Annotated in this window: 8 protein-coding genes; 7 read left to right on the top strand and 1 reads right to left on the bottom strand. The window is 74.1% G+C overall.

The features are described 5' to 3' along the window. Positions 1-67: 67 nt before the first annotated feature. Complete coding sequence (locus ACFU6K_RS27085; RefSeq protein WP_380667252.1) at positions 68-2,563, bottom strand: Tex family protein; 2,496 nt, start codon at positions 2,561-2,563, stop codon at positions 68-70. 179 nt (positions 2,564-2,742) lie between these two features. Here ACFU6K_RS27085 and ACFU6K_RS27080 point away from each other — a divergent pair, with 179 nt between their 5' ends. From ACFU6K_RS27080 to ACFU6K_RS27050, 7 genes are all read left to right on the top strand, one after another. Beyond that, the gene (locus ACFU6K_RS27080; RefSeq protein WP_380667250.1) at positions 2,743-3,135 is read left to right on the top strand and encodes a PPOX class F420-dependent oxidoreductase; all 393 of its coding nucleotides are present in this window, start codon (positions 2,743-2,745) and stop codon (positions 3,133-3,135) included. A gap of 118 nt (positions 3,136-3,253) precedes the next feature. After that, positions 3,254-4,150, top strand: a complete 897-nt coding sequence (locus ACFU6K_RS27075; RefSeq protein WP_380667248.1) for an aminoglycoside phosphotransferase family protein — start codon at positions 3,254-3,256, stop codon at positions 4,148-4,150. Between the two features lie 106 nt (positions 4,151-4,256). Further along, complete coding sequence (locus ACFU6K_RS27070) at positions 4,257-4,742, top strand: DUF6232 family protein (protein WP_380667246.1); 486 nt, start codon at positions 4,257-4,259, stop codon at positions 4,740-4,742. Continuing rightward, a complete protein-coding gene (locus ACFU6K_RS27065; protein WP_380667244.1) occupies positions 4,739-5,062 on the top strand; it encodes a hypothetical protein in 324 nt (107 codons plus the stop codon). The genes ACFU6K_RS27070 and ACFU6K_RS27065 overlap by 4 nt, the downstream gene beginning before the upstream one ends. Positions 5,063-5,170: 108 nt before the next feature. Beyond that, the gene (locus ACFU6K_RS27060) at positions 5,171-5,905 is read left to right on the top strand and encodes a tyrosine-protein phosphatase (protein WP_380667242.1); all 735 of its coding nucleotides are present in this window, start codon (positions 5,171-5,173) and stop codon (positions 5,903-5,905) included. Between the two features lie 53 nt (positions 5,906-5,958). Further along, positions 5,959-6,156 (top strand): hypothetical protein, encoded by a 198-nt coding sequence (locus tag ACFU6K_RS27055; protein WP_380667240.1) that lies wholly within the window; start codon positions 5,959-5,961, stop codon positions 6,154-6,156. Positions 6,157-6,198: 42 nt separating this feature from the next. Beyond that, a complete protein-coding gene (locus tag ACFU6K_RS27050) occupies positions 6,199-6,759 on the top strand; it encodes a DinB family protein (RefSeq protein ID WP_380667238.1) in 561 nt (186 codons plus the stop codon). The last annotated feature ends 3 nt before the right edge of the window (positions 6,760-6,762 follow it).

The following is a 6,762-nucleotide window of genomic DNA, read 5'->3' as shown; positions in this document are numbered from 1 at the left end:
CGCTACGTCCACCGGCCCCGGCCGCTGTCGGGTGTCAGGTGCCGGGTGTCAGGTGCCGGGTGCCGGCTCAGCGCCGCCCGGAGCGCCGGTCGCCCCGGCCGCCGTCGCCGCCGCCGGTCAGGCCCGCGCGGCGCAGCGCGTCCGCCATGGCGCTGTTGGCCGGCGCACCGCCGCCGGAGCCGCCGCGGTCACCGCCGCCCTGACCGCCGCCGCGCCGGTCCTGGCCGCCGCGGCCGCCCTGGCCCTGACCCTGGCCGCCCTGGCCGCCCTGGCCGCCGCCGCGGCGCTCCTGGCGCGGCGGGCGGGCCTGGCGGTCACCGCGGTCGCCGCGGTCACCGCCGCGCTCGCGCCCGACCTCGTCGTCCAGCCGCAGGGTCAGCCCGATCCGCTTGCGCGGCACGTCCACCGTGAGCACCCGGACCTTGACGATGTCGCCGGGCTTGACCACCTCGCGCGGGTCCTTGACGAAGTTCCTCGACAGCGCCGAGACGTGCACCAGCCCGTCCTGGTGGACGCCCACGTCCACGAAGGCGCCGAAGGCGGCGACGTTGGTGACCACGCCCTCCAGCACCATGCCGACCTCCAGGTCGCCGATCTTGTCGACGCCCTCCTTGAAGGTCGCGGTGCGGAAGGCCGGGCGCGGGTCGCGGCCCGGCTTGTCCAGCTCGCCGAGGATGTCGGTGACGGTCGGGACGCCGAAGGTGTCGTCCGCGAAGTCCGCCGGGCGCAGCGCCCGCAGCCGCTCGCCGTTGCCGATCAGCTCGCGCAGCTCCCCGCCGGTCGCGGCCAGGATGCGGCGCACCACCGGGTAGGCCTCGGGGTGCACGCTGGAGGCGTCCAGCGGGTCCTCGCCGCCGGGGATGCGCAGGAAGCCCGCGCACTGCTCGAAGGCCTTGGGGCCCAGCCGGGAGACGTCCTTGAGCTGCCGGCGGGTGCGGAACGGGCCGTTGGCGTCGCGGTGCGCGACGATGTTGTCGGCCAGCGTGCCGGTGACCCCGGAGACACGGGTGAGCAGCGGCGCCGAGGCGGTGTTGACGTCCACGCCGACGGCGTTGACGCAGTCCTCGACCACGGCGTCCAGCGAGCGGGACAGCTTCACCTCGCTCAGGTCGTGCTGGTACTGGCCGACGCCGATCGACTTGGGGTCGATCTTGACCAGCTCGGCCAGCGGGTCCTGGAGCCGGCGGGCGATCGAGACCGCGCCGCGGATCGACACGTCCAGGTCCGGCAGCTCCTGCGAGGCGAACGCCGAGGCCGAGTAGACCGAGGCGCCGGCCTCGCTGACCATCGCCTTGGTGAGCTTCAGCTCGGGGTGGCGCGCCAGCAGGTCCTCGGCGAGCTTGTCGGTCTCCCGGGAGGCGGTGCCGTTGCCGATCGCGACCAGGTCGACGTCGTGCTTCTTCGCCAGGGCCGCCAGGGTCGCCAGGGCCGCGTCCCACTTGTTGGCGGGCTGGTGCGGGTAGATCGTGTCGTACGCGACGACCTTGCCGGTGGCGTCCACCACGGCGACCTTCACACCGGTGCGGAAGCCCGGGTCCAGGCCCATGGTGGCGCGGGTGCCGGCCGGGGCGGCGAGCAGCAGGTCGCGCAGGTTGGCGGCGAAGACCCGCACCGCCTCCTCCTCGGCCTCGGCGCGCAGCCGGGCGCGCAGGTCGATGCCGAGCCGGACCAGGACGCGGGTGCGCCAGGCCCAGCGGACCGTGTCGCCGAGCCACCTGTCGGCCGGGCGGCCGCGGTCGGCGATGCCGAAGCGGGCGGCGATCCGCTGCTCGTAGTCGTTCTCGCCGGGCAGGTCGCCCTCGGACTCGCCGTCGTACGGGGAGAGGTCGAGGTCGAGCACCTCCTCCTTCTCACCCCGCAGCATCGCCAGGATGCGGTGCGAGGGGAGCCGGGTGTACGGCTCGGAGAAGTCGAAGTAGTCGGCGAACTTGGCGCCGTCGGCCTCCTTGCCGTCGCGGACCTTCGCCACCAGCCGGCCGCGAGTCCACATCCGCTCGCGCAGCGAACCGACCAGGTCGGCGTCCTCGCCGAAGCGCTCGACCAGGATCGCCCGGGCGCCCTCCAGGGCCGCGGCGCCGTCCGCCACCGACTCGTTGAGGTACTGCGCGGCCAGCGCGGCCGGGTCCTGCCCCGGGTCGGCGAGCAGGGTGTCCGCCAGCGGCTCCAGGCCCGCCTCGCGGGCGATCTGCGCCTTGGTGCGCCGCTTCGGCTTGAACGGCAGGTAGATGTCCTCCAGGCGGGCCTTGGAGTCGGCGGCGAGCACCCGGGCGCGCAGCGCGTCGTCCAGCTTGCCCTGGGCCTCGATCGACTCCAGCACGGCCGCCCTGCGGTCCTCCAGCTCGCGCAGGTAGCGCAGCCGTTCCTCCAGGGCACGCAGCTGGGCGTCGTCGAGGGAGCCGGTGACCTCCTTGCGGTAGCGGGCCACGAAGGGCACGGTCGAGCCGCCGTCGAGCAGATCGACGGCCGCCTTCACCTGCCCCTCGCGGACACCCAGCTCCTCGGCGATCTTCCGCTCGATCGCCTGCTGGGCCTGCCGGGCCACCTGTTCGACTGGCGTGGTCACGAAGCCGGTCACCTTCTCCATCAGTGCTTGCGCCGTACGCCCTGCATTCTGGCAGGTGCCGACGACGCCGACCGGCCGCCCCCGGGACGGCCGGGCGTGGCGCGCGCCTCCCGGTGACGGTCCCCCGGCTCCACCGAGGCTTGAGCGGGGCCCAGTTACGGCTTCCTAGGCTGGCGGGCATGGACACTCTGGATGCCGCCGCCGAGTTGGAGCGGCTCGCCGCCGCCAAGTACCTGCTGTTCACCACGTACCGGAGGAACGGCACTCCGGTCGCCACCCCGGTGTGGGTCGCGCGCGACGGGGACGCGCTGGTCTTCACCACCGTCACCAAGACCGGCAAGGTCAAGCGCCTGCGCAACCGTTCGGACGTGCTGGTCGGGCCGAGCGACATCCGCGGGAACCTGCTCGGCGCCCAGGTGGCGGCCGGCGCGGTGCTCGACCCCGACCGGGCGCCCGCCTACCGGAAGCTGCTGCGGCGCAAGTACGGCCTGCTGTGCGCGGTGGCGCTGACCGCCAACGTGCTGCGCTTCGGCAAGGGCGGCACCATCGGGGTGCGGGTCACCTTCGGGTGACCGTCGGGGCCGGCGCCGGGTGGCCGAAATCGCGCGTTCCGGTTCGAACGACCGCCGGAATGTGAGCAGTTCGGCAATCCGGCTGAACGGCGACGACCGGAGCTGTACGCTGCCGGGCATGTGCGCTGCCACCCGGATCCACCCCGACGGGCCGGTGGTCGACGCGGCCCTGGTGCGGCGGCTGATCGCCGCCCAGTTCCCGCAGTGGGAGCGCCTCCCGGTCACCCCCGCCGCCGCCGGGGCGGACAACGCGATGTTCCGCCTCGGGCCCGAACTCGCCGTCCGGCTGCCCCGGGTGGAGTGGGCCGCCGGGGGCCTTCGGCGGGAGCAGCAGTGGCTCTCCCGGCTGGCCCCGCGGCTGCCGCGGCCCGTCCCGGCGCCGCTCGCGGTCGGCCGGCCCGCCGCCGGCTACCCGTGGGAGTGGTCCGTCCTGCACTGGCTGGACGGCGCCAACCCGGTCGTCCACGCGCTGGCCGCGCCCCAGGCGCTGGCCCGCGACCTGGCCGGCTTCGTCAACGCCCTGCGCGCCGTCGACCCGGCCGGCGCCCCCGTCTCCCAGCGCAGCGTCCCGCTCGCCTCCCGGGACGGCGCCACCCGCGCGGCCATCGCCCAGCTCTCCGGCTCGATCGACACGGAGGCCGCGACCGCCCTGTGGGACAAGGCACTCCGGCTGCCCGACTACGCCGGCCCGCCGGTCTGGATGCACGGCGACCTCACCCCCGGCAACCTGCTGATCACCGACGCCGGCCGGCTCGCCGCCGTCATCGACTTCGCCCTGATGGGCGTCGGCGACCCGACCGCCGACCTGATCGCCGCCTGGAACCTCCTGCCCGCCACCGCCCGCCCCGCCTTCCGCGCCGCCCTCCACGCGGACGAGGCCATGTGGGCCCGCGGCCGCGCCTGGGCTTTCTCCCTCGCCCTGGTGACGATCCCGTACTACCGCCACACCGACCAGGCACTGACCGCCAACGCCCGCCACGTCGTCCGCGAGGTCCTCGCCGACCGCAGCGTGTAGGGCAGTTCCACAGACCTCTCCCCGGCGTCGGCGCGCGTTGCTACAGTGCTTGCGCCGCTTCGCATCTGGGGGGTACCAGGTGGCTCGGAACGTGATCGAAGCCCGCGTGCACAATCGGGTCCTGTGGGTCGGCGGTGACGCCTATCCGCTCCACCAGTTGGCCAGCGCCCGCCAGGTGATCTGGCCGCCGCCGAGCCACTCCGGAGAGGTGCTCCGCTCCCTCCGGCAGTTCCTCTGGCTGGTGCTCGTCGTCGTCGTCCTCGCGTACGTCTGCGTCAAATCGGGGAACGGGATCGTGTCGGAGGGCGTGCCGCTCCTGGCAATGGTGGCCGGCCTCGTCCTCATCGTCCGGAGGCTGCTCCCCCGGCTGCGGCAGGCGCCGCTGTACGGGCTGATGCTGGAAACCTCCAGTTCCTCCACCACCGCCGTGGTGAGCCACGACTCCCGGCAGATCGCCGAACTGATCCAGCTGATCATGACGGCGATCGACAATCCGCGGGCCGACTTCCTGGTGCGGGTCGAGAGCGTGCACATCGGCGACCGCATCACCCAGCACGGCAACCACAACACCGGAAAGCAGGTGCGCAGGTGAGCGGCGACATCCACATCGGCGACTCGGTCACCCAGCACGGCGACCACAACATCGGCATCGTCAAGAACCAGGGCCCGGTGGACCCGCAGGCCGCACTGCGCGAACTCGCCACCGCCGTCAGCCGGTTGCGCGACCAGGTGCCGGCCGAGGACCGTGAGGTGCTGGACGAGTCGCTGGAGGCCATCGGCGACGGCACCGCCGCCGCGCCGTCCGTCCTGCGGCGCGCACTGCGCAACATCTCCGGCGTGGCCTCGCTGATCACGGCAGGGGCGCCGGTGGTGGAGTCCGTCCGCCGGATCCTGGACTCGTTCGACTCCTGACCCCCGAACCCCGCGATCTCCAGACCCGGCCGCCCACGGGCCCGCGATCTCCGGACCGTACGATCCCCCGGCCCGGCGGCGCTTGACGCGCTGGTTAGAGTGCCGCGCATGACCACACGTCACATCGCGTTCGAGGCCCTGCACAACTTCCGCGACCTGGGCGGCTACCCGGGCGCCGGCGGGCGGTCCGTCCGGTGGGGGCTGGTGTACCGCTCCGACTCGCTCGGCAAGCTCGGCTCCCCCGCCGACCTGGACCGGCTCCGGGCGCTCGGCGTGCGGACCGTGATCGACCTCCGCTACCCCTGGGAGATCGCCGCCAAGGGCCGTGTGCCCGGGTTCGAGGGCCTGGAGTACCACAACCTCTCGATCGAGCACCGCCCGTACGACCAGGCCGAGATCGACCCGGAGGTCGACCCCTGGCGCCACCTCGCCGACCGCTTCGCCGAGGTCGCCGAGGACGGGGTGAAGGAGATCCGCCAGGCGCTGGACGTGATCACCGCCGCCGAGGCCCCGGTGGTCTTCCACTGCGCCTCCGGCAAGGACCGCACCGGGCTGATCGCCGCCCTGCTGCTCACCCTGCTCGGCGTCGGCGAGGACGACATCGCCGCCGACTTCGCCCTCACCGAGCTCGCCACCGCGCACTTCGTCGCCGAGTGGCACGCCGCCCACCCCGGCCGCACCCTGCGCTGGCCCGGCTACGGGCGCGCCCCGGAGGCCGTCATCCGGCTCACCCTCGCCGACCTCGCCGAACGCCACGGCTCGGTCGGGGCCTACCTCACCGGCGCCCTCGGCATCGACCGCGCGCAGATCGACGCCCTGCGCGCCCGCCTGCTGACCGACTGAGCCCCGCCTCCCCGCACGGGAAGTCGACGCCGTCCGCGCCTGGATGCGCCTGGATGCGCCTGCGCCCCGAACTCGTCGCGCTCGTCCACCGGTTGCGCCGGGAGCACCGGGGCGTGATCGACGAGGCCGGGCTCCCGGGCGTCCTGGCGGAGGTCCGCGCCGCCGTCCCGGAGGCCGACGTCGCCACCGTGCTCCGGGCCGCCTTCGGAGCGGAGGGCGAGCGGCTGCTCCGGGGGCCGGGGGCGCGATAACCCGGTGGCGGCCCGGGGCGGTTGCGAAGGACGATGCACGGCATGACCGACCAACCCGTGCGATGGACCGAGGCGACCGTCTACCCCGACATGTGGGCCGACCCTGACGACGACCCCCGCAACAGCGAGGGCCCGAGCCCGGACGGCGAACTCGCCACCCTCCAGGACTACCTGACGAACTACCGGCTGACCCTGCGGATGAAGTGCGACGGCCTGGCCCCGGAGCAGCTGGCCCGCCGCTCGGTGCCGCCGTCCACGATGTCGCTGCTCGGCCTGGTCCGCCACCTGGCCGAGGTGGAACGGGACTGGCGGAACTGGATCACCGACGGCGAGCCGCTGCCCAAGCTGTACGGGAAGCGGGACGCGGACTTCGACGAGGCCGTCGGCGAGCAGGCCGTGGTGGACGCCGCGTTCCGCGACCTGGAGCGCGAACAGGCCGCGCTGGACGCCGCGCTGGCCGGGTACCAGGACCTGGGCGAGCGGATCGGCAGGGACCGGCTCTCGATCCGGGAGCTACAGGTGCACCGGATCGAGGAGTACGCCCGCCACTGCGGCCACGCCGACCTGCTGCGCGAGTGCGTGGACGGCCGGGTCGGCCAGTAGCGC

Origin of the sequence: Kitasatospora sp. NPDC057512, assembly GCF_042802135.1 — a bacterium.
In the GTDB taxonomy this organism is placed as follows: Bacteria; Actinomycetota; Actinomycetes; order Streptomycetales; family Streptomycetaceae; genus Kitasatospora.
This window is presented reverse-complemented; position numbering and strand designations above follow the sequence as displayed.